At 51.5% G+C, this 23,194-nt stretch carries 19 protein-coding genes; 5 read left to right on the forward strand and 14 right to left on the reverse strand.

Translation table 11 applies throughout. From position 1 onward, the window contains the following. The first annotated feature begins 84 nt into the window (after positions 1-84). Positions 85-1,206 (forward strand): IS4 family transposase, encoded by a 1,122-nt coding sequence (locus KEF85_RS07225; protein ID WP_215579373.1) that lies wholly within the window; start codon positions 85-87, stop codon positions 1,204-1,206. Between the two features lie 59 nt (positions 1,207-1,265). Here the strand turns inward: KEF85_RS07225 and KEF85_RS07230 are convergent, their stop codons facing one another. Further along, the gene (locus tag KEF85_RS07230) at positions 1,266-1,817 is read right to left on the reverse strand and encodes a recombinase family protein (protein ID WP_215584522.1); all 552 of its coding nucleotides are present in this window, start codon (positions 1,815-1,817) and stop codon (positions 1,266-1,268) included. 320 nt (positions 1,818-2,137) lie between these two features. On the opposite strand from KEF85_RS07230, the gene KEF85_RS07235 reads away from it, so the two are divergent. Further along, positions 2,138-2,566, forward strand: a complete 429-nt coding sequence (locus tag KEF85_RS07235; protein WP_215584524.1) for a DUF29 domain-containing protein — start codon at positions 2,138-2,140, stop codon at positions 2,564-2,566. Positions 2,567-2,801: 235 nt separating this feature from the next. Here the strand turns inward: KEF85_RS07235 and KEF85_RS07240 are convergent, their stop codons facing one another. Genes KEF85_RS07240 through KEF85_RS07255 form a run of 4 tightly spaced genes read right to left on the reverse strand, consistent with a single transcriptional unit; the run spans position 2,802 to position 9,080 of the window. Beyond that, positions 2,802-4,286 carry an efflux transporter outer membrane subunit gene (locus tag KEF85_RS07240; RefSeq protein ID WP_215584526.1) on the reverse strand — a complete coding sequence of 495 codons (1,485 nt, stop codon included), beginning with the start codon at positions 4,284-4,286 and terminating at the stop codon, positions 2,802-2,804. Beyond that, positions 4,283-7,333, reverse strand: a complete 3,051-nt coding sequence (locus KEF85_RS07245; RefSeq protein WP_215584528.1) for an efflux RND transporter permease subunit — start codon at positions 7,331-7,333, stop codon at positions 4,283-4,285. Before KEF85_RS07245 ends, KEF85_RS07240 begins: the two co-directional genes overlap by 4 nt. Then, positions 7,330-8,460 (reverse strand): efflux RND transporter periplasmic adaptor subunit, encoded by a 1,131-nt coding sequence (locus KEF85_RS07250; RefSeq protein WP_215584530.1) that lies wholly within the window; start codon positions 8,458-8,460, stop codon positions 7,330-7,332. The genes KEF85_RS07245 and KEF85_RS07250 overlap by 4 nt, the downstream gene beginning before the upstream one ends. Further along, on the reverse strand, positions 8,457-9,080 hold the full coding sequence (locus KEF85_RS07255; protein WP_215584531.1) for a TetR/AcrR family transcriptional regulator: 624 nt from the start codon (positions 9,078-9,080) through the stop codon (positions 8,457-8,459). Before KEF85_RS07255 ends, KEF85_RS07250 begins: the two co-directional genes overlap by 4 nt. A gap of 477 nt (positions 9,081-9,557) precedes the next feature. On the opposite strand from KEF85_RS07255, the gene KEF85_RS07260 reads away from it, so the two are divergent. Next, positions 9,558-10,319 (forward strand): DUF1566 domain-containing protein, encoded by a 762-nt coding sequence (locus KEF85_RS07260; protein WP_215584534.1) that lies wholly within the window; start codon positions 9,558-9,560, stop codon positions 10,317-10,319. Positions 10,320-10,324: 5 nt separating this feature from the next. Here KEF85_RS07260 and gorA read toward each other — a convergent pair whose 3' ends face one another. Both gorA and KEF85_RS07270 read right to left on the reverse strand, forming a co-directional pair. Continuing rightward, complete coding sequence (gorA, locus tag KEF85_RS07265) at positions 10,325-11,734, reverse strand: glutathione-disulfide reductase (protein WP_215584535.1); 1,410 nt, start codon at positions 11,732-11,734, stop codon at positions 10,325-10,327. 58 nt (positions 11,735-11,792) lie between these two features. Then, entirely contained in the window at positions 11,793-12,317 is a 525-nt protein-coding gene (locus tag KEF85_RS07270) for a peroxiredoxin (protein ID WP_215584537.1), read from the reverse strand. 147 nt (positions 12,318-12,464) lie between these two features. On the opposite strand from KEF85_RS07270, the gene KEF85_RS07275 reads away from it, so the two are divergent. After that, positions 12,465-13,355 (forward strand): LysR substrate-binding domain-containing protein, encoded by an 891-nt coding sequence (locus tag KEF85_RS07275; RefSeq protein WP_215584539.1) that lies wholly within the window; start codon positions 12,465-12,467, stop codon positions 13,353-13,355. Between the two features lie 88 nt (positions 13,356-13,443). Further along, the gene (gene queA / locus KEF85_RS07280; protein WP_215584541.1) at positions 13,444-14,463 is read left to right on the forward strand and encodes a tRNA preQ1(34) S-adenosylmethionine ribosyltransferase-isomerase QueA; all 1,020 of its coding nucleotides are present in this window, start codon (positions 13,444-13,446) and stop codon (positions 14,461-14,463) included. 99 nt (positions 14,464-14,562) lie between these two features. Here queA and pnp read toward each other — a convergent pair whose 3' ends face one another. The 7 genes from pnp to rimP all read right to left on the reverse strand — a co-directional run bounded on the left by pnp (position 14,563) and on the right by rimP (position 23,116). Further along, positions 14,563-16,641: a polyribonucleotide nucleotidyltransferase gene (pnp, locus tag KEF85_RS07285; RefSeq protein ID WP_246535068.1), complete on the reverse strand. Its 2,079-nt coding sequence runs from the start codon at positions 16,639-16,641 to the stop codon at positions 14,563-14,565. A gap of 80 nt (positions 16,642-16,721) precedes the next feature. Continuing rightward, positions 16,722-16,991: a 30S ribosomal protein S15 gene (gene rpsO / locus KEF85_RS07290; protein ID WP_215584543.1), complete on the reverse strand. Its 270-nt coding sequence runs from the start codon at positions 16,989-16,991 to the stop codon at positions 16,722-16,724. Positions 16,992-17,119: 128 nt separating this feature from the next. Then, positions 17,120-18,031, reverse strand: coding sequence for a tRNA pseudouridine(55) synthase TruB (gene truB / locus KEF85_RS07295; protein WP_215584545.1), 912 nt, complete (start codon positions 18,029-18,031; stop codon positions 17,120-17,122). After that, on the reverse strand, positions 18,018-18,392 hold the full coding sequence (gene rbfA, locus KEF85_RS07300) for a 30S ribosome-binding factor RbfA (RefSeq protein WP_215584547.1): 375 nt from the start codon (positions 18,390-18,392) through the stop codon (positions 18,018-18,020). Before rbfA ends, truB begins: the two co-directional genes overlap by 14 nt. Position 18,393: 1 nt before the next feature. After that, a complete protein-coding gene (gene infB, locus KEF85_RS07305; RefSeq protein WP_215584555.1) occupies positions 18,394-21,108 on the reverse strand; it encodes a translation initiation factor IF-2 in 2,715 nt (904 codons plus the stop codon). A 21-nt stretch (positions 21,109-21,129) separates the two neighbouring features. Further along, positions 21,130-22,641, reverse strand: a complete 1,512-nt coding sequence (nusA, locus tag KEF85_RS07310; protein ID WP_215584557.1) for a transcription termination factor NusA — start codon at positions 22,639-22,641, stop codon at positions 21,130-21,132. Next, on the reverse strand, positions 22,631-23,116 hold the full coding sequence (gene rimP, locus KEF85_RS07315; RefSeq protein WP_215584559.1) for a ribosome maturation factor RimP: 486 nt from the start codon (positions 23,114-23,116) through the stop codon (positions 22,631-22,633). Before rimP ends, nusA begins: the two co-directional genes overlap by 11 nt. Positions 23,117-23,194 lie beyond the last annotated feature (78 nt).

Below are 23,194 nucleotides of genomic sequence, written 5' to 3' on the forward strand. Positions count from 1 at the left end.
GCTAAAGAAGATGATCTAAGCTTATGACTTGAAAGCCCATCGCAAATCTGTTTCACTCTCTAATGACTAAAAAAGGGGGTGAACATGGACTTAAACGATGGGCTTAGAGCGATTTTAAAAGACCATGTGTCTTGGAGCAAGCGCCGTTTAGATTGTTTTATCGGTCTGTTACTGGCGTTAATCCAATCCAGGCACATGAATTTAACGCAATTAGCGGTGAATTTTGGTGGACAGGCGACCTTAAAGTCCCGGTACAGGCGGCTTCAGCGTTTTTTTCAAACCGTTGTTTTTGATTATGACGCCGTGGCGCATCTGATCATGCAGTTGTTTGATTTTAAGGGCCAGTCGTATTATTTGACTCTGGATCGCACTAACTGGAAATGGGGAAAGGCCAATCTGAATATCCTCACCCTGGCGATTGCTTATAAAGGCATGGCGGTGCCGGTGTACTGGTTGGTGTTGAATAAGCAGGGTAACTCCAATCAGCGTGAACGAATCGCCTTATTGCAACGCTTCATCCGGCAGTTTGGTCGGCATGGCATTCAAGGCGTATTGGCTGACCGGGAGTTTATTGGCGATCAGTGGTGGCAATGGTTAACAGACCATACCATTCCGTATTTGATTCGGATGAAAGACAATCAGTTACTGACCAATCGCCGCCACGCCGGAAAGCCCGTTCAAGCCCTATTCCGGGATTTAAAGGTGGGCGAGCAGCGCGTACTGAGGAAAAGACAGCGCATTGGCGATCAGTGGGTTTGGTTGAACGCCTTAAAATTAGAGACCAACGAGCTATTAGTGTTGGCCAGTAACCGGCGCTTGGCTCAGGCGATTCAAGTTTACGGCCAGCGCTGGCAAATTGAAAACCTGTTCCAATGCTTGAAAGGGCGCGGCTTCCATTTAGAAGATACCCGGCTGACCCGGTATTATCGGATTAAGAAAGTCATGGCGCTCCAAGCCATTGCTTTTTGCTGGGCCCATAAAGTCGGGGAATGGAAACATCGAGCCGTTAAGCCGTTAACCATCAAACAACACGGTCGCCCGGAATGTAGCTTGTTTCGTTATGGGCTAGACGAGCTGAATAACTTTTTGTTGAAAACGGTTAAATCGGCTGATGAGATGCTTCGATTCTGGATTTTGTTTTTATGTCCGCCGACTATGATCGATTATGACCGAAGTCGGTCTGGGAAAATAACCCTCAGAATTTAAGTGGCGCGTTTTGTCGTGTACAGAGAGATAAGTTACTTAAATTAGAAACTAAACAGGTGTTATATTTTCTTCTGCAATGCCCTGTAAAGTGTTCGCCTCGATACGTTTAGAGATCGAGCTACCATGTCGTGATGTTCACCTTGTTCGATCAGCTTTTTGGCGTGTTCAACCTGTTGTGGGGTTAGCTTTGATTTTCGCCCCATCTTCACGCCACGAACAACCGCCGCCGCCCTTCCCGCTTTTGTCCGTTCCTGAATAAGAGAGCGTTCAAGTTCTGCCAGTATCCCGACCATTTGCCACATAGCCCGACCAGTCGGGGTTTTGGTGTCTATGGCTTCGGTTACGGACTGGAAGGCTACCCCTCGTGATTTTAGTTCATCCATGAGGCTTATCAAATCATGTAGCGACCGTCCTAAGCGGTCAAGCTTCCAAACGACAAGCGTATCATCCTTACTTAGAGCCTTGAGGCATTTGGTCAATTCAGGCCGTTTGACATTCGCACCCGTGGCCTTGTCCGTAAAGATGCGATCACATCCCGCCGCTTTTAGCGCGGTAAGCTGTAAATCTGGATTCTGGTCTTCGGTTGAGACACGAGCATAGCCAATTTTCATGCCTTATTTTGGCACTGATTTATGGCACACACAAGCCGTTGATTTATCAGCAGTGAAAAGTTGTGCCAAAGTTCTTCATTTCTGGGACAGATAGTATTGTATTGAACGTTAGCTATCAAGCTTTGATTTACCATTGGTCAGAGAATCTGTCCGTCTCAAACTGGCCGGGTGCCGCCAGTATACCATTTAAGATACCCATATCAGTCGTTCTGCTGAGACACATTTTCTGTCTCAATAGGGTTGTTTTAGTTGTTTTATTGGCGTCCAAGTACTATTCTAAAAGGGTCTTCATCCTATTGAGACACACGAGGGCATTATTGATGCATAACTACGAAACCGACGTAATAGCATGGGCCAATGAACAAGCGGCATTTATTCGTTCTGGCCGCTTTGACTTGCTCGACCTTGAACATATTGCGGATGAGATTGAAGACGTGGGAAAAAGTGAGCGACGCGAACTAAAAAGTCGAATGGCTGTGTTATTGGCTCATCTGCTGAAATGGCAATATCAGGTTGGTTACCAAAGTAATAGTTGGCGACGGACAATTAAGGAACAACGGCGGGGAATTGCTGGGTGTTTCAAGGAAACTCCAAGCCTTAAGTCCGATCTTGATCAGCTTGATTGGTGGGATTTGCTATGGTCTGATGCCATTAGTATTGCGGTAAAGGAAACTGGATTAGATTGTTTTCCTGAATCTTGCCCGTGGAGCTTTGATCAGATCATGAATTCTGAGTTCTGGCCAGAATAACGGGTTTCTAGCGCCGATCAGGATGGCTTGTTCGAAGCTAAGTACTTGTTTAAAAAAGTGCCGCGAAACCTTACACTGAGTTTTAAGTGATTAGACCAAGCATCTTCGCAGCATTCTATCGGATTTTAGGTCGGTCTGCTTCGATGTTGCTCGATTCCACTACCTTGCATCGAGGCTACAGTGACTATCAGGTTTAGCTGCGCCGGTCATGACCGGCGAGCCCCTCAGCCTGAAATCACCACCCCCCGCCCAAGGCCTTAAATAAAGCCACATGCGCGGTAGCCCAGTTCGAGCGGCTTTGCACCAGCTGTTCGCGGGCATTGTGCCAAACCCGGCGGCTATCCAGCACACTTTGCAGATTGGTTTCGCCTTCGCTGTAATAGGCCAGGGCGGTTTCTGCGGCTTGCCGGGCGGTTTGCTCGGCTTGTTCCAGGGCCAGCCGGCGGCTGTGTTCACCCTGTATGGTTGCCAGACCATCTTCAACTTCTTTTAACGCGGTCAGTACCGATTTATCGTAAGCCGCCAAGGCCTCCTGGTGACGGGCTTCCTGGGCTTCGACATTGGCTTTCAGCCGCCCGGCCTGGAAAATCGGCAGTGATAGGCGAGGGCCAAAACCGTAAAAACCGCTGGACATATTGGTAAAATTACTCAAATCCTGGCTTTGGAATCCCGCCGTGCCGGTCAGGGTTAGCTTAGGAAACATTTCGGCCACCGCTGCGCCGATAGCGGCGGAAGCAGATGCCACTGAGCGTTCCGCCTGACGGATGTCTGGCCGGCGCCGTAATAGATCGGCAGGCATACCGGGCTGAATCACAGGCGGCATAGGAATTACTGCTGGAACACCGGCCAGCTCAGTTTCCAGCCCTCCCGGTGGTAAACCTGATAATAGCGCCAGCGCATGTCTGGTGTTTTTGAGCTGCGCGGTCAGTGGTGCCAGGCTGCTTTCAGCAGTTTCCTGTTCGGCTTTGGCCTGCTGCACATCCAGTGCGGTTACCATGCCTTCCTGGTAACTGGCGGCGGCCAGCCGATATAGCTCGGTCTGGGTTTTTACTCTATCCTCAGCTATTACCAGCTGAGCCTGCTGTGCGCTTAGTTCCAGGTATAGTCTTGCTGTTTCGGCTGCCAGACTGAGCTGCACGTCATGCAGATTCTCGATGATGGCATCGGCGTTGGCGGCGGCTACTTCCTGTTGGCGGCTGATACTGCCAAACAGATCCAGTTCCCAGGAGCTGTCGAAACCGGCCTGGAACAGACTGAATGGTTGGCCGATCGGCCCCAGCGTTGACAGCAGGCTGCTGCTCTTGGTCTGGCTGCCACCCTGTATCGAACCCAGCGCACCCAGCAACGCATTGGGACTGATGCGTTGGCGTTGATAAGCGGTGGACGCATTGATGGTGGGCCAGCTTTTGGCATCGGTCGCCAGACGTTCGGCTCTGGCGGTCTGGATGCGGGCTGTGGCTGCCTTCAGGTCCAGGTTGTTCTGCAATACCCGTTCAACCAAACGATTCAGGCGCTCGTCGTTAAAACCATGCCACCATGCGCTTAAATCGGAGCCGGCGTCGGCAGCCGGCGCTGTGGTTTCCAGCCAATGTTCAGGCATGACCGGTTGGGGGGCATGGTAATCAGGCCCAACCGTACAGGCGCTGAGTAAAGCCGTGAGGCTGGCCGTTCCCAGCCGTTGAATGCGCTGCCGCTTGCATAATGAAATCAGCATCTTCATTGCTCCTTTATACCAAACCAGGCCGCATACAGGGCCGGCAGGAATAATAGTGTTAATACGGTGGCCACCAGTAAACCGCCCATGATCACCACCGCCATCGGCCCCCAAAATACGCTGCTGGTTAGCGGTATCATGGCCAGAATTGCAGCGGCGGCAGTGAGCAGGATAGGCCGCAAGCGGCGGGTGGCGGCTTCGATAATGGCATCCCAGGGCCGGACGCCGGCGGCAATATCCTGATCAATCTGATCCACCAGGATCACCGAGTTACGCATAATCATACCCGACAGTGCAATCACCCCCAGGGTGGCGACAAAGCCAAACGGCACCTTAAACAGCAGCAGAAACACAGTGACGCCTATCATGCCCAGCGGGGCTGTCAATAACACCATCGCGGTGCGTTTGACGCTTTGTAATTGCATCATCAGCAAGGTCACTAAACTGAACAGCATGACCGGCATCACCGCATTGATAGAGGCTTGGGCTTTTTGACTGCTTTCCACCGCACCGCCTAATTCGATGCGGTAGCCGTCCGGCAATTTGGCCCGCAAGGGTGCTAGCAAAGGCTCGATTTGCGCAGCCACATCCAGCGCCTGAGTGTTATCGCGGATATCACTCCTAACCGTAAAGGTGGGGAACCGGTCGCGCCGCCAGATTATGCCTTCTTCAAAACCGTATTCGCTGTGCACCAATTGGCTGAGCGGCACCGATTTACCGTTACGGGCCTGAATATTCACTTCCTCTATCAGGGCCGGATTGTTGCGTTCGTCAGCTTCGCCACGCCCCAAAACCTCGATCAATTTGTTACGCTCCCGGTAATCGGTGATTTTATATCCCGATAACATGGTATTTAGCACTAAGGAAATATCGCTGGAACTGACACCCAATACTCTGGCTTTGTCCTGATCCACGTTCAGGCGCACCACTTTGCTTGGCTCACCCCAATCCAACTGCACATCTTGAGTGTGCGGGTTGCTGCGCATGATTTTGGCTACTTCATCGGCAATAAGCCGGGTCTGGGCTATGTCGCGGCCGGAAACCCGGAACTGCACTGGAAAGCCCACCGGCGGCCCGTTCTCCAGCCGGTTAAGGCGCACCCGCAGCAGGGTGAAATCGTTGTCCAGCGCGGTACGCAAACGACTCAGCACTCGTTCGCGGGCTGCCAGATCCTTGGTCAACACCACCAACTGGGCAAAGTTATTTCTATCCAGTTGTTGATCCAGTGGCAGATAAAAGCGGGGCGAGCCGGCGCCGACATAGCTGACGAAGTTGACAATGTCCGGATCATCTTTAAGCAGGGCTTCGGCTTTCTTGGTTTCGCGTTCTGTAGTCAGAATCGATGAACCCTGGGGCAGCAATAAATCCATCAGTATTTCCGGGCGGTCGGAGTAGGGGAAGAACTGTTGTTCGACCATACGGAACGCACCCATGACCAGTACGAATAATAAGGCGGTGCCGGTCAGCACCCAGCGCCGGTGGCGCAAACACCCGGCTATCAGTTGCCGAAAGCGCGGATAGATGCCCCGGCTGTAAACATCGGCTTCGTTATGGATGTTGTCGCTGTGTACATCCGGCAAAATCAGATAGCCGATATAAGGGGTAAAGACAACGGCTACCAGCCAGGACACCAGCAGGGCAATACCGACCACAGCGAAAATGGTGAAACAATATTCACCGGCTGAGGACTTGGCGAAACCGACCGGGGTGAATGCGGCTGCCGTGACCAGGGTGCCGGTCAGCATCGGAAAGGCAGTGGAAGTATAGGCAAAGGTTGCGGCCTTGATCCGGTCCCAGCCTTGTTCCATTTTTACCACGATCATTTCGGTGGAGATAATCGCATCGTCCACCAATAGTCCCAAGGCGATAATCAGCGCGCCCAGCGATATGCGCTGTAAGTCTATGCCTAGTATTTTCATCACCAGGAAAGTGATGGCCAATACCAGCGGAATGGATAAGGCCACCACCAGTCCGGTGCGCCAGCCTAGCGACAGGAAGCTGACCGCCAGCACAATGATCACCGCCTCACCCAGACTTTTCATGAATTCGTTGACCGAATGTTTGACCACGCGCGGCTGATCAGATACCTGATGCACTTCTATGCCGACCGGCAGATTGGCTGACAGGCGGGCGATTTCCGCAGACAGTTGTTCGCCCAAGGCTAAAATGTCGCCGCCTTTGGTCATTGATACTGCGATGGCAATGCCATCCTCACCCATATAGCGAAATTTGGGCGTGATGGGGTCGGCATAGCCGCGATACACCTTGGCGATATCACCCAGCCGGAATTGATGGCCATTGGCAACGATGCCGATTTCGCGGATCGCCTCAACCGACTTCAGGTCGCCGCTGATGCGCAGATAGATCTTGTCGCTGGCGGTCTCGACGCTGCCGCCTGGATTCATGGCGTTCTGCTGGCGCAAGGTCTGGACGATGATCATCGGGTCTAGACCCAGGGTGGCCAATTTGCGGTGTGAAACCTCGATATAGACTTTTTCCTGTTGCACGCCGATCAAATCCACCTTGGCCACATTGGGTATTCTCAGCAGTTCCTGGCGCACATCGTCGACATTATCTTTCAGCTCGGCATGAGTGAAACCATCGGCGGTAAAGGCGTAAATAGTGCCGTAGGTATCACCAAATTCGTCATTAAAAAATGGCCCACGCACACCTTCAGGCAAGGTATTGCTGATATCGGCCAGTTTTTTACGTACCTGATACCAGGCATTGGGTACCTGGGCATTGGGGGCATAATCCTTGAGATTGACGAAGATGAAACAGCGGCCCGGTTCGGAATAGCTCTGCACAAAATCCAGCCAGGGTGTCTCCTGCAGTTTCTTTTCCAGGCGGTCGGTTACTTGCTGTTCCATTTCCCGCGCTGTTGAGCCCGGCCATTCGGCAGTGACGATCATCGTCCTGATGGTAAAATCCGGATCTTCAGCCCGGCCTAAGCTGAAATAGGCTAGGCCGCCCATCAGGATGGTGACGGCCAACAGATAGGCAATAAAAGACTGATGGCGTAAAGCCCAGTCGGACAAATTCAGGGGTTTCATGGATTTGCTCCCAGGATGCGCACTTTTTGTCCCGCGATCAGTTTGTGGACGCCGGCAGTAATCACCGCTTCGCCGGCGCTGATGCCACCCAGCACTTTGGCGTTAGCCTCGTCATAACCGGCCATGGTGACGGTACGGATCTGGACGGTACTGGTCTGTTTATCAAATACCCACACTGCCGGTTGGCCGTGTTGCTGAGTCAGCGCAGTCAAGGGCAGCCAAGCCACGGGTTGTGGCTCGTTTCTTTCCACCTGCACGGTGGCGGTCATGCCCATGACCACGTTCGCATCAGCGCCGGGTATCGATACCTTGACCGTATAAGTGCGCAGCACCTGATCCACGCTAGGGGAAACCTCCCGCAGTCGCCCGACATAGAAATGCTCAGGATAGGCCCATAAACTGACTTTGATTGAGCTGGCGGCACGCAGATCCTGCAAGCGATTTTCCGGGACGCTGATCACAACTTCTTGTTCATTGGTTTGGGCCAGCCGCACGATGCTTTGACCGGACGCAACGATTTGCCCCGGTTCGGCATCGACTGCGGTGATAACGCCGGCTTGCTCAGCCCGCAGTTCTGTGTAATTTGATTTGCGGGCATAGCTGCCCAGCGTGGCGCGTGCCGCTGCCAGGCGGGCAGCAGTGGTGCGGACTTGGTCCTGGCGACGCTCCACAGCGGCCGGACTGGCTAGGTTCTGTTTCTGCAGATTGCTAAGATGATTTAGATCTTTGTTGGCCTGATCCAGCTCGGCCTGTGCTGCCGCCAATTGTGCCGATACTCCGGCTTCGTCAAGCCGGACATCAGCCGGATCCAGAGTTGCCAGCAACTGGCCGCGCTCGACGGCGGTTCCCACGTCCACCAGACGCTTGAGCAGTTTGCCGCCAACCTGAAAAGCCAGCGGGCTTTCATGGCGAGCGCGGATTTCACCTGAATAACGGGCGGTGATGGCGGCTTGGCGAAATTGCACATCGGTAATCCTGACCGGCCTGGGTGCCGGCTCTGTGGTGTCGGGTTCGGAGCAGGCGGCCAGAAAAATGCTGCCGGCTAACAGTATAGCCACCCTCAACCACTGCTTACCCGTGCCTAATGGACGATCTGATGTCTGGAATAGGGTGTTGGCATGGCTCATCGTTGCACTCCTCTGATCATTGCATTTATGGTTAAGTTTGCAGTGGCTTCTACGCTGCACCACTCGATCCAGGGATCGCCATATTTGGTGATATGCAGCGCGGTGACCCCATGCACGCCGGCCCAAAAAGCCTGGGCCAGCAAGTTGGCATCTGCCAGTTCCGGCAGCAGCAGTTGCCGGGCAATGGCTTCGCTGAGGGTGTTCAACAGCAGCAGATAACCGTCGGTTTCCGGATTGCCATGGCCCATTTCCGCCAGTTCTTCGACTTCGGAGTGGCGGTTGCTCATAAACATCAGCCGGTAGTGGTTGGGGTGGGTGATACCGAACGCTACATAAGCCATGCCTATTTTACGCAACCGTTCCAACGGCTCCGGCTCAGTGGCGACGCTTTGCACGGCTTGAGTCAAAGCCATCGAATCCACCCGGCACAGCTCACGTATCAATGCGTCTTTGTCCTTGAAATGCAGATAAATGGTGGTAGCGGAATACTCGATCACCCCGGCTATGCTGCGCATGGTCACAGCATCATAGCCTTCGGTGGCAAACAGTTCGCGTGCGGCATCCAAGATTTTGTTGCGGATTTTTAGGCGGTCCCGCTCCCGCCGTTCGGAAATGCTCATAAACACCATTAATTTACTTAACAGTGTTATCTTAATTATCATTGTTATTTATTGTCAACAGATATTTGATCATAACTGAATTAATTCTAACTGCTGTGCTAATTATTAATTTAAAAACAAGCAGTTGTAGGATGTGTTAAACGCAGTGCATCACTCGGTGCTAAGTACTTGTTTAAATATGGATCATGCTACTTTACGCTGAATAATGCCTAAAATTGTCCCCAAAACTTATTGTGAAATAATTAGCTAATATGCTAGAGTTCGGCAGCGTACATACACTTAGCCCCTATAAACCCAAGTTATTCTTATTGAGGCATACTAAAGTCTAGTGTCCACCAATCTTATTTTGCCGGATACGGTGGCGGATGCGCTGAACGCAGTGATGCGTATCAATCGCGCGCGATACGCTTCCAGATTTACGTTGAATAATTACCAAATTTATAATCAATCTGAAACACACGAGCCAAGGAAAAACACATGCAACACGGGAAAATCCTATTGACTGCCACTATGCTGTTGAGCCTCAACAGCCTAAATGCCCAAGCTAATTTATACATCACTGGCGGCGGCCTAGGGGTTTACGACAGCGGCATCAATGCCACCTGGACTCGAGATGCCAACCTGTTAGGCAGTTGGGAAGGCGCTTATCAATCCACCAGTTACAATAATATCGTCACTGCGATCATCAATGCCAGTAGTGGGGTAATCCATGATACCCCCAATGGTTTCGATCCTACCGGCACTTACACCCTGACTGCCGCTGATTTTGGCAGTGGTGGCACGGTAGACTGGTGGGCTGGTCTGGCGTTTGTCAATTACCTGGATACCCAGCATTATGCCGGCTCAAGTCAATGGGCTTTACCCTCGACTCCAGATACGGTTCCATCATATGGTTACAACCAAACCGACAGTCAACTAGGTGAGCTGTTTTACAACGAATTAGGTGGCACAGCATCCAATCCCATTCCCTCTGGTCCGTTCAGCAATGTGCAATCCCTTGCGTACTGGTCTGGTACGGAGTTTACGGCCAATCCTTCCCTGGCACCTACTCCTTACCTGGCATGGAACTTCCTTAGCTACAATGGCTTCCAGGATATCAACTTTAAGAACGCCCAGTTTTCGGTATGGGCAGTCAGCCCCGGCAGCATTGCCGCCGTACCGGAAGCCAATATAATCTACTTGTTTGGCACCGGCTTGTTAGGTTTGCTTGGCTTAAAACGACGCGGCACCATTAAGTAATTCGATTAGTTGGCATTTTTTGTGGTTTTGCTGGATTCGCCGTCGGGCAATCCAGCAAAACCGCTAGCAACCGGTTTGCGCATGGTGACAAACTCTTCGGCAGCGGTGGGGTGGATGCCTATGGTGGAATCAAACACGGCTTTGCTGGCTCCGGCGCGGATGGCGATGGCCATACCCTGGATAATTTCGCCGGCATCGGCACCCACCATGTGTACTCCCAGCACTTTATCGGTGCTGCGTTCGACCACCAATTTCATCAGGGTCTTCTGATTCAGGCCGGACAGGGTGTGTTTCATCGGCGTGAATACCGATTTATAAACATCAATGTCCGGATAACGTTTGCGGGCGGCGGCTTCAGTTAAACCCACTGTGCCGATATTGGGCTGGCTGAACACGGCGGTGGGGATATGATCGTAATCAACCGGGCTGGCACTGTGACCATACAGCTGGTTGACCAAAGCCGTGGCTTCGGCGGTGGCAACCGGAGTCAGATTGAAGCTGTTGGCCACATCACCCAAGGCGTAGATAGACGGGATATTGGTCTGGTAAGCCGGATTTATCTGGATAGCGCCTTTATCGGTCAGCGCCACGCCGACCGCTTCCAGCCCCAAACCGGCGGTATTGGCGGTTCTGCCGGTGGCATATAACACCAGATCGGCGGCGATGGCCTGATTCTCCCCGAAATGGGCCAGCAAGCCATCTGCAGTTTGGCTAATCCGGCTGATATCGGTATTGAGGCGAATGTCGATGCCTTGTTTGCGCATTTCCTCGGCCAGAAAATCGCGGATATCATTATCAAAGCCGCGCAGTAAGCGGTCTCCCCGATAACACAGCGTGGTTGCAACGCCCAGACCATGCAGTATACCGGCAAATTCCACGGCTATATAACCACCGCCGACGATCAGCACCCGTTTGGGTAGTGCCGGCAAGGCAAACATTTCGTTGGAACTCACCACCAGTTCGCGGCCCGGAATGTCCGGGATAGCCGGCCAGGCCCCGGTGGCGATCAGAATTCGTTCGCAGCTAAAGGTCTGTTCACCCACCCTGACAGTATGGGCATCCACCAGACTGGCCTGGCCGTTGATGATTTGCACACCGGTATTTTCCAGCAGGCCGGCATAAATTTTTTGCAGGCGTTGAATTTCCCGGTCTTTATGGGCCAGTAACACCGACCAATCGAATTTCGGCGTACCCAGCGACCAGCCAAAGCCGGGAGCGGCGGCAAAATCTTCTTGAAAATGGGCGGCATAGACAAACAGTTTTTTCGGCACACAGCCGACATTGACGCAGGTGCCGCCCAGGTAGCGATTTTCGGCAATCGCGACCCTAACTCCCAGGCCGGCGGCCATCCGCGCTGCCCGAACCCCGGCTGAACCGGCACCTATTACAAATAAATCAACATCGTAGTCAGTCATGGGATTTTTCCGTCAGAATAAAAGTGACCGGGCTGAACAGGCCCGGTCTGTCGGGTGATTAAGCCTGCTGCAGATAAGCCAGCATGTTATCGGCAGCGCTGATGGTGAATGGGTCTTCCGGGTGATTATCGGCTTTACCGGGTTCACTGAACAGTTTAATAATCTTGCCGTCCTCTACCAGCATGGCATAACGCCAGGAACGATAGCCAAAGCCCAGATTTTCCTTTTTGACCAGCATGCCCATGCCTCTGCTAAAGTCGCCATTACCGTCCGGCAACATTTTTATATGGCTGATGCCAAGATGTTTGCCCCACTGAAACATGGTGAAGGCATCGTTGACACTCAAGCAATAGATGTCATCGATACCCTGATCGATAAACGCTTGATATTTAGCCTCATAGCCCGGCAAATGGGTGTTGGAACAAGTTGGTGTGAAAGCACCGGGCAGCGCCACAATCACCACTGTTTTGCCGCTGAAAATATCGCTGCTGCTGACATCCTGCCAGCGGAACGGGTTATCACCGCCCAGGCTTTCATCGCGAACACGGGTTTTAAAGATTACATCAGGTACGTTTACAGTCATGGAAATCTCCAGTTTTTTATTAAGTAGCTTGCAGGCAGTGCCTGCTGGTTTTGTTTGGTACGCTGATAGTCTAAAACCGGATTGTTGCTAAATAAAATCGATTGTTTTTATAATAACGATAGATTGCGTCTATTTATACACTAAGTCATGAACTTGCGAGATTTACATTATTTGGTAGCAGTGGCCGACCTGCACAGTTTTGTCCAGGCAGCCCAACGCTGTTTTATCAGTCAGCCGACTTTGAGTATGCAAATCAAAAAATTGGAAGACAGTCTGGGGGTGCAGATTTTTGAGCGCAGTAATAAAAAAGTGCTGATTACCCCTATCGGTGCGGCCATTATTGCTTCAGCACGGCGCATTATTCAGGAAACCGAGCTGATCGAAGCGCTGGCGGAAAATGCCCAAGACCCCTTGGCCGGCAAGTTGCGACTGGGCGGCTTTCCCACCTTATCAACTTATCTGTTTCCGCAATTGGCGATATTGATCAAGCAGAACCTGCCCGGTATTCATCTGATCCTGGTGGAAGAAAAAACCGACGGCTTGCTGCAGCAATTAAAAAATGGCGAACTGGATGCGGCCTTGCTGGCCTTGCCGCTGGCAGAAGAAGGTCTGGAAACCTGCTTGTTATTTAGCGATGAATTTTTGCTGGCAGTGCCCAGCACTGATGCTCTGGCCGCCAGAACAAAGATAAAACAGGTGGATTTGGCCGGCCGGCAAGTATTATTGCTGGACGAAGGTCATTGTTTGCGCGGTCAGGCCCTGCAGGTTTGCCGGATCAATGGTGCCGACGAACATCAGGATTTACGCGCCACCGGCCTGGAAACCCTCCGACAAATGGTAAAAGCCGGTGCCGGTATGACTTTTATGCCGGAAATTGCCGTCCGGCCCGACGAAGCCGGCATCCGCTACCTCCGCTTCGCCGCACCAGCCCCGTATCGTCATATCGCCCTGGTGTGGCGCAAGACCAGTGTGCGGACAACATTGTTTAACGAATTAAGCCGTTTGGTGCAGCAGGCCGTTCAACCACCCAGTTGCTGATCTGCTGGATAAATACCCCGGCCAGATCAGGCCAAGCGTTTAAAATAGTCAGATATTGACTATGCCCCTGTAACCTAAATAAGCAGAAATGAAGAAAAGCGATTTTAATTATGATTTACCGGCTGACCTGATTGCCCAGCAGCCCCTGGCTGAGCGCGGTGCCAGCCGCATGCTGCAATTGGATAAACACCATGGCAGCTGGCAGGATGCCTGGTTTAGCGGCTTTATAGATTTACTTAAACCTGAGGATTTACTGGTATTTAACGACACCAAGGTGATACCGGCCCGGCTGTATGCCCAGAAAACCAGCGGCGGCAAGGTGGAAATGCTGATCGAACGGGTGGTGGACAACCGGCAAGCCTGGGCGCATATCAAAGCCAGCAAAGCGCCTAAAGCCGATGCCGAATTAATATTAAGCAACGGCCAGACCTGCCGGGTACTGGGCCGCGAACATGATCTATTCCTGGTGGAATTTCCGGCCCAGCAAAGCTTATTAAGCTTGCTGGCCGAAATAGGTCATATACCCTTGCCGCCCTATATTACCCGCGCCGATACCGCCGCCGACCTGGAACGCTATCAGACCGTATTTGCCAAGAATGCCGGCGCAGTGGCGGCACCAACCGCCGGCCTGCATTTCGATCAAGCCCTGCTGGACGAGCTGGATCGGCGCGGTATCGGCAAAAGCTATGTCACCCTGCATGTCGGCAGCGGCACCTTTCAGCCGGTAAGAGTGGAAAATCTGGCCGAACATATCATGCATCAGGAGTTTTTCCAGGTATCCGCTGCCACAGTAGCGGCAGTCAGGCAGACCAGGGCGCGTGGGGGCAGGGTGGTGGCCATCGGCACCACAGCGGTACGAGCCTTGGAATCAGCAGCAGCCGGCGGTGAACTAGAGGCCGGTTTTGGCGATACCCGTCTGTTCATCACCCCCGGCTACCAGTTTAAAGTGGTAGATGCCTTGTTGACCAATTTCCATTTGCCGGAATCAACCCTGTTAATGCTGATCTCAGCTTTTGCCGGTTATGAACCGGTGATGGCCGCCTATCGCCACGCCATTGCCCAGCGCTACCGGTTTTTTAGTTATGGCGATGCGATGGCAATTTTTTAAGACTGACCGATTATTAGCCAAAAAAAAACCCGCACGGCAAAATTTGCGGTGTGGGTTTTATTGGTACTGAACCGCTGAGCGGTTCAGCCCGGACAGGTTTTATTCGCTGTCGATTTCTTTCATGCTCAGGCGGACCCGACCTTGACGGTCAATTTCCAGCACTTTCACTCTAACCACATCACCTTCAGAGAGTTTGTCGCTGACTTTCTCAACGCGCTCATCGGAGATTTGTGAAATATGTACCAGGCCGTCTTTGCCAGGCAGGATAGTCACGAAAGCACCAAAGTCCATCAGGCGTACCACTTTCCCTTCGTAGATTTTGCCCACTTCAACTTCAGCGGTGATTTCTTCTATCATGCGGCGGGCTTCTTCGCCGGCAGCTTTATCCACAGAAGCGATATTGACCACACCATCGTCGTTCAGATCAATGCTGGCACCGGTTTGTTCGGTAATGCTGCGAATGGTTACGCCGCCTTTGCCGATAACTTCGCGGATTTTGCTGGGATCGATTTTGAAAGTAATGATACGTGGCGCAAAATCGGACATATGCGAACGGGTGCTGGACAAAGCCTTATTCATTTCACCCAGAATATGCAAACGGCCTTGTTTAGCCTGTTCCAGCGCAACCCGCATAATTTCGGCAGTAATACCGTCGATTTTAATGTCCATTTGCAGCGCAGTAATACCGTTTTCGGAACCGGCCACTTTGAAATCCATATCGCCCAGATGATCTTCATCACCCAGAATGTCCGACAGCACCGCAAAATTATCGCCTTCCTTAATCAGACCCATAGCAATACCGGCTACCGGCGCTTTGATCGGCACACCGGCATCCATCAACGCCAAACTGCTGCCGCATACGCTGGCCATAGAGCTGGAGCCATTGGATTCAGTAATTTCCGAAACCACCCGCACCACATAAGGAAATTCAGCCATATTAGGCAAAACAGCCAGTACACCGCGTTTGGCCAGACGGCCATGACCGATTTCCCGGCGTTTCGGCGAACCGACAAAACCGGTTTCGCCAACGCTGAACGGCGGGAAATTATAATGCAGCATAAACGGATCTTTATATTCACCGGCCAGCGCATCAATGATTTGCGCATCGCGGTCGGTACCCAACGTGGCAACCACCAGCGCCTGAGTTTCACCCCGGGTGAACAGCGCCGAACCATGAGTTCTAGGCAAAACACCGGTTCTGATGCTGATCGGTCTCACCGTGCTCAGATCGCGGCCATCAATACGTTTGCGGTCAACCAGAATCGCGCTACGCACCACATCGTATTCCAGATGCTCAATAGCACCACGAATCTCTTTTTCAGTATACAAGCCATCGGCAGTGAGTTTTTCCACCACCTGGCTACGAATAGCACTAAGCTGATCTTGTCTGACCAGTTTTTCCGCCACTTGATAAGCGGCTTTAATACTTTGCTCCGCTTCAGCAGCGACAGCCGCTTTCAGCTCGGCATTGTCGGCAGCGGCAGACCAGTTGAATTCTGGAGCAGTCACAGCAGCGGCAAATTCTTTAATAGCATTGATAGCGGTTTGCAATTGCTCGTGACCGAACAATACCGCGCCCAGCATCACATCTTCAGATAGCAGATCGGCTTCCGATTCCACCATCAATACCGCTTTCTCAGTACCGGCAACCACCAGTTGCAAACGTGATTCTTTCAGAGCCGGCAGGGAAGGGTTTAACACATAAGCATCGTCGATATAACCAACGCAAGCTGCACCCAGCGGGCCGTTGAAAGGCAGGCCGGAAACCGCCAGAGCGGCAGAAGCACCCAGCAAAGCCGGGATTTCAGTATCCACTTCAGGATTCAGCGACACCACAGTGGCGATGATCTGAACTTCGTTGGTAAAGCTTTCGGGAAACAGAGGGCGGATAGGTCTGTCGATCAGTCGGGATATCAAGGTCTCATTTTCGCTGGGACGTCCTTCCCGTTTAAAAAAACCACCAGGGATTTTACCGGCGGCAAAAGCTTTTTCTTGATAATTGACGGTGAGCGGGAAAAAATCGCCGCCGGTGGCTTCTTTTTTACTGACTACTGTGACCAGCAAGGAAGTGCCTTCGACATCAATCACCACTGCACCATTGGCTTGACGTGCGATTTCACCGGTTTCTAAAGTGACGAGACGGTCGCCGTACTGAAATTGTTTCCTGATAGGATTCACTATAAGGTTCCTGCTTTGGGTTGTTTGGAAGAGATGGCGGCCGTTACCGGCATAGCGGACTATACCGGTAACGGATGGTATTATTTACGGATGCCTAGGCGTTCGATCAGTGAGCGATAACGGACTACATCAGTGTTTTTCAAGTAATCCAGTAATTTACGACGCTGATTTACCATGCGCAACAAACCGCGGCGTGAATGGTTATCATTTTTATGCGTACTAAAGTGCGGAGTAAGCTGATTGATGTTGGCTGTCAGTAAAGCAACCTGGACTTCAGTAGAGCCGGTATCTGATTCCGACAGGCGGTATTCGGCTACAACGGCGTGTTTTTGTTCTGCGGTTAACGACATGGTTAATCCCTATCAAGTTTTAAGTAAAAAGAAAGCCGTCAAAATGACGGCGGATAAACACGGCATCCACAATAGGGTGTAGAAGCCAGTGAGACAGTGCTCTGCATAAATCATTTAACATTATGTTGCTAATGTAATTGATTATCCAGATTAAATAATTTTTTCGGGGCTAGTTTACCATTTAATAGCAATTCACCCAACCCCAAAAAGTCCTGTTCACAGTAAATTCTGACTAAACCCGGCAAGCCGGCCGACATCGTAATCTGCTGGCCTTGTTTGATACACAAACATTGCGCCGCCGATAATTGCAGCGCCGGAATATCCGCCAAAGGCGCATCCACATCAATCAAACAGTTTTGCAACTGCTCCGGGCGCATAGCCTGCAATTGCTCCAGAGTATAAGCGGCACTTAAATCAAACTGACCGGCTGCGCTGCGCCGTAAACTGGCCACCGTACCGCAACTGCCCAATTTAGTGGCGATATCTTCCGCCAGCGAGCGTATATACGTCCCCTTCGAGCAACTCACATCCAGGCACAGATAATCCGCGCCATAATCCAGCAAGTTTAAAGCATAAATACTGATGCGCCGGGGCGGTCTGTCTATACTAATCCCCGCTCTGGCCAGTTCGTACAGCTTTTGGCCTTGATGTTTCAAAGCCGAATACATAGGCGGCACCTGATCAATCTCGCCGATAAAGCTGTCCAGGCAGGCTGCCAGAGTCGTTTCAGAAAACGCCGGAACCGGCATTTCAGCAATCACCTGACCTTCCGCATCACCGGTATCAGTCATCACCCCCAGCCGCACCCGAACCTGATAACGTTTATCCTGATCCAGCATCATCCCCGACACCTTGGTCGCCTCACCGAAACACAGCGGCAACAGTCCGGTAGCCAAAGGATCCAAACTGCCGGTATGACCGGCTTTATTGGCATTCAGCAGCCGTCTGACTTCCTGCAAAGCCCGATTGGAAGAAACGCCTTCACGTTTATCCAGCAACAAAATACCGTGGATATCCAGACCGGATTTACGCTTGGCCATTACCTGAATCGGAATTATTCACTTCCTGCAACAATTCCGCCACCCGCATACCCGTGTCAAAGGAATGATCATAATAAAAATGCAGCACCGAAATATGTCTTAACCTCATGCGCTTGGCCAATTCATGGCGAATAAACGGCGCCATTTCGTTTAAAGTCTCCACATTGCGCTGTTTGGCGCGTTCATCGCCATTCAGCACCGTGATATAAATTTTGGCAGAAGCCAGATCTTTGGACAGCACCACCTCATTAATAGTGACAAAGCCCAGGCGCGGATCATGTACATCCCGCTGCAGAATCAACGCTAACTCCTTCTGCATTTGTGAAGCCACCCGCTGGCTGCGGCCAAAATCATTGGGCATATTACAGCTCCCTTTTCACTTCAATGCGTTCAAACACCTCGATTTGATCACCGGGTTTGACATCGTTGTAATTTTTCACGCCGATACCGCATTCCATGCCCATTTTCACCTCATTGACATCGTCTTTGAAGCGGCGCAAAGATTCCAGCTGGCCTTCATAAATCACCACATTATTCCGCAGCACCCGGATAGGCAGATTGCGTTTCACGAAACCGTCAATCACCATACAGCCGGCGATAGCACCGAATTTTGGTGAACGGAATACATCGCGCACCTCGGCCAGACCAACAATTTTCTCCTGAATTTCCGGAGCCAACATACCGCTGATCGCGCGTTTTACTTCGTCGATAGCCTCATAAATGATGCTGTAATAATGCAGATCAATATCTTTTTCTTCAATCAGTTTCCGGGCCACCGCATCGGCACGCACATTAAAGCCGATCAGAATCGCACTGGAAGCCAGCGCCAGATTCGCGTCACCCTCATTGATACCGCCCACACCGCCGTAAATACATTTAACCTGCACTTCGTCGTTGGACAGACCGACCAGCGATTCACGCAACGCTTCCAAACTGCCCTGCACATCGGTTTTAATAACCAGATTCAGAGTCAGCGTTTCACCGTTCGACATTCTGGAGAACACATCATCCAGTTTGGCGGCATGTTGAGCCGCATGGCGGGTCGAACGTTTGCGATCTTCACGGTGAGCCGCCAGTTCTCTGGCAATCCGTTCGTTTTGCACCACCAGAAACTCATCGCCCGCATCCGGCGTACTGGACAAGCCCAAAATTTCCACCGGCGCACTAGGGCCGGCAGACTTGATCGCATGAGCGTTCTCGTCAAACATCGCCCGAATCCGGCCATATTCATGACCGCACAGCACAAACTCACCTTTACTCAAAGTACCTTTCTGAATCAGAATGGTAGCCACCGCGCCACGGCCCTTATCCAGGCGCGATTCGATACAGATACCCGAGGCTATGCCTTCGGCAGGCGCTTTCAATTCCAGCACCTCAGCCTGTACGATCAAAGCTTCGATTAATTCATCGATACCTTCACCGGATTTGGCCGAAACTTTCAGGAATTGCACATCGCCACCCCATTCTTCCGGCACCACATTCAAAGTAGCCAGTTCCTGCATCACCTTATCGGGATTGGCTTCTTTTTTATCGATTTTGTTCAGAGCGACAATAATCGGCACATTAGCGGCACGGGCATGGTCTATCGCTTCGCGAGTTTGCGGCATCACCCCGTCATCGGCAGCAACCACCACAATCACAATATCAGTCACTTCCGCACCACGGGCCCGCATCGCGGTAAACGCCGCATGGCCCGGAGTATCCAGAAAAGTCACCGCACCGTGATCGGTTTTAACCTGATAAGCACCAATGTGCTGAGTAATACCACCGGCTTCGCCGGCAGCCACTCTGGTTTTACGGATGTAATCCAGCAAAGAAGTCTTACCGTGGTCAACGTGACCCATAATGGTAACGATAGGCGCTCTAGGCAGTAACTTACGGTTATCGCCTTCGCTTTTCACCTCGGCCAGCATTTCCTGTTCAAAGTCATCTTCACTTTGCGGCACAGGGGTGTGACCCATTTCTTCCACCAGAATCACCGCCGTTTCCTGATCAATGGCCTGGTTGATAGTAGACATCACGCCCAATTTCATCAAATGCTTGATTACTTCGGCAGCTTTAATACTCATTTTGGCAGCCAGTTCGGAAACGATAATCGTTTCCGGAATCGTTACCTGATGCACCACCGGCACCACCGGTTTTTCAAATTTATGCCGGGACGGCTGACCACCGATCTCGAATTCCGGTTTTTCCTTACGCGGCTTGTTTTTCTTACTTTTACCACGACGCCCAGCTTCACTACGGCCTTCCACATCCAAATCCACAGTCACGCCGCGAGCAGGTTTGAATTCCTGCTTTTTCTTATGCAAAGTCTGTTGCTTGGCTTCAGCCTGCTTTTTAACCTTTTCAGCATTACGCTGTACAGCGGCTTCCAGGCGTTCTTTACGCTCTATTTCCAACTGCTCTTCTTTGCTTACCGCTGCCGGGGCAGGGGTTGCAACTGTCGCTTCAACAGCGGCTGGGGCAGCAGCCTCACTAACAGGCTCACTGAGCACAGCCTCAATTGGGGCCGGGGCCGGGGTTTCAATAGCAGGTGCTTCAGCGGCAGATACTGGTGCTATGCCGGTATCGGAGGACAGATCAGCAGCGGCAGCAATAATTTCAGCTGCTTCCACCTGCTGAGTGCCGGTCTCTACCTGAGTTTGAATAGCTTCGACCGCAGCCGTTTGCAATACTGATTCTACATCGCTTGCCTGACCCAGTTCGGCCAATTGTTTGTCTGCCTCACTATCAACAGAAGCTGCTTGCTGGCCGATATCCGGCCGTTTAATGTAGGTCGTCTTCTTACGCACTTCAACACTAACGGTTTTTGCCGCCGTGCCGGGCGTAGTGGACTGGCGCAATTCCGTTTTAGTACTGCGTTTTAAAGTAATGCGTTTAGGCCCGGCATCTTCCTGCTGGCTATCCGGTTTGCCGTGGCGTTTGCGCAAATGGGCCAGCAGCTTAAGTTTTTCATCTTCGCTGATCACATCATCCGCTGCATCGGCGCTTAAGCCCGCTTCTTTTAGCTGCACCAAAAACCTGTCGAGAGGGATGCCGACGACTTCCGCCAATTCCTGTACTGTTTTATCACTCATAGTCTAGTATCCTCCAGTGCCTTAGGCCTTGTCTTCAGCGAACCAAGATTCGCGAGCCTTCATAATCAGTTTACCGGCCAGTTCTTCATTCAGGCCTGGCAACTCTATAATATCGTCGATGGCCTGTTCGGCCAGATCATCCACAGTGACAACGCCTTTGCCGGCCAAACCCTTGGCAAGTTCGGCATTCATGCCCTCCATAGCCAGTAACTCGGCACTAGGCTCAGCAGTCTCGATTTTTTCTTCAGAGGCAATGGCTTTAATCAACAAAGCATCCTTAGCACGGCTGCGCAAGGCTTCCACCAATTCCAAGTCAAACCCCTCGATTTCCAGCATTTCATTCACCGGAATATAAGCAATCTCTTCAATATTGCTCAAACCAACCTCAACCAGAATATCGGCAATTTCTTCATCAACATCCAGTAATTCGATAAACTCTTTTTTGGCTTTGGCGATGGATTCATCGTGATTTTTATCAGTCTTGGCAGAGTCGTGAATATTCAGTTCCCAACCGGTCAATTCCGTGGCCAGCCGCACATTCTGACCGCCACGACCGATAGCCTGAGATAAATTGTCGGTAGGTACCGCCACTTCCATACTGTGCTTGTCTTCATCCACCACAATAGACTGAATTTCAGCCGGAGACAAAGCATTGATCACAAATTGGGCTTCATTAGGGTTCCACAAAATAATGTCTACCCGTTCGCCGGCCAGTTCATTAGAAATGGCTTGCACCCTGGAACCGCGCATACCCACACAAGCCCCCACCGGGTCCAGACGCGGATCATGGGTTTTCACCGCAATTTTAGCTCTGGAGCCTGGGTCTCTGGCGGCCGCCATAATTTCGATCAGACCTTCGCCAACTTCCGGCACTTCCAGACGAAACAGCGCAGTCAACAATTCCGGAGCAGTACGGCTAACAAACAATTGCGGACCGCGCGGTTCGGAACGCACCGATTTTAAATAGCCGCGCACCCGGTCACCCATGCGGATCGGTTCTTTAGGGATCATGTCCTCACGGGCAATATAAGCCTCCACATGGCCGCCCAAGTCCAGATAGACACTGCCTTTTTCCAGACGTTTTACCACACCGGTAATTAATTCGCCTACTCTGTCTTGATAAGCTTCAACAATTTTACGCCGCTCGGCTTCCCGTACTTTCTGGATAATCACCTGTTTGGCGGTTTGCGCCGCAATCCGGCAAAAATCCACGGATTCAATTTCTTCTTCGACATAATCGCCCACAGCGAGGTTCGGCTCGTCGATTTGCGCGGCTTCCAGCAAAATCTGGGTGCCGGGAAATTCCACGTCACCGTTAATGTCCGGGTTAGGCTCCACAACCTGCCAGCGCCGGTAAGTCAAATAATCCCCGGTTTGCCGGTTAATGGCCACTCTGGCTTTGATCGGTGTTTCGTAACGTTTGACAGTCGCGGCTTCCAGGGCAGATTCTATGGCCTGAAAGATAATCTCTTTATCGATTTCTTTTTCATTAGCAAAAACGTCTGCTACCAATAAGATTTCTTTATTTGCCATTGCGACCTCCTTTATTAATTAAATACTCGGGCACCAAGCGTGCCTTGCTGATCGCCGCAAAGGGAATTCGAAAACACCGCTCACCTTCAACGAGCAGAATCTCTTCACCTTCCACGGCCTGTATGAGTCCGGTAATTTTTTTGCGTTTATCAACGGGGCTAAACAAATTCAGGGCGACCGTGCTGCCGATATAAGCCTGAAACTGGCTGAGTTTAAAAAATGGCCGATCTGCGCCTGGGGAAGACACTTCCAGCTGATAATTGCCTTGAATAGGATCTTCCACATCCAGCACACCGCTGATTTGATGGCTGACTTTACTGCAATCGTCCACTAAAATACCGTCTGGACTATCGATATAGATGCGCAACATGCCGTGCAGCGGATGAGGATTGTATTCAATGCCCACGCATTCATAGCCTAGGCCTTCCACAATTGGTTCTAGCAAAGTCACCAAATGCTCTGGAGCCTGTTTCATTAACGCCTCGCCTAATTTAACCCAAAAAAAAAGAGCCTCTGGCTCTTCCCTAAATAAAACTCTGTGGCTTTATGAAAG

The organism is Methylomonas paludis (assembly GCF_018734325.1).
Taxonomy (GTDB): Bacteria; Pseudomonadota; Gammaproteobacteria; order Methylococcales; family Methylomonadaceae; genus Methylomonas; species Methylomonas paludis.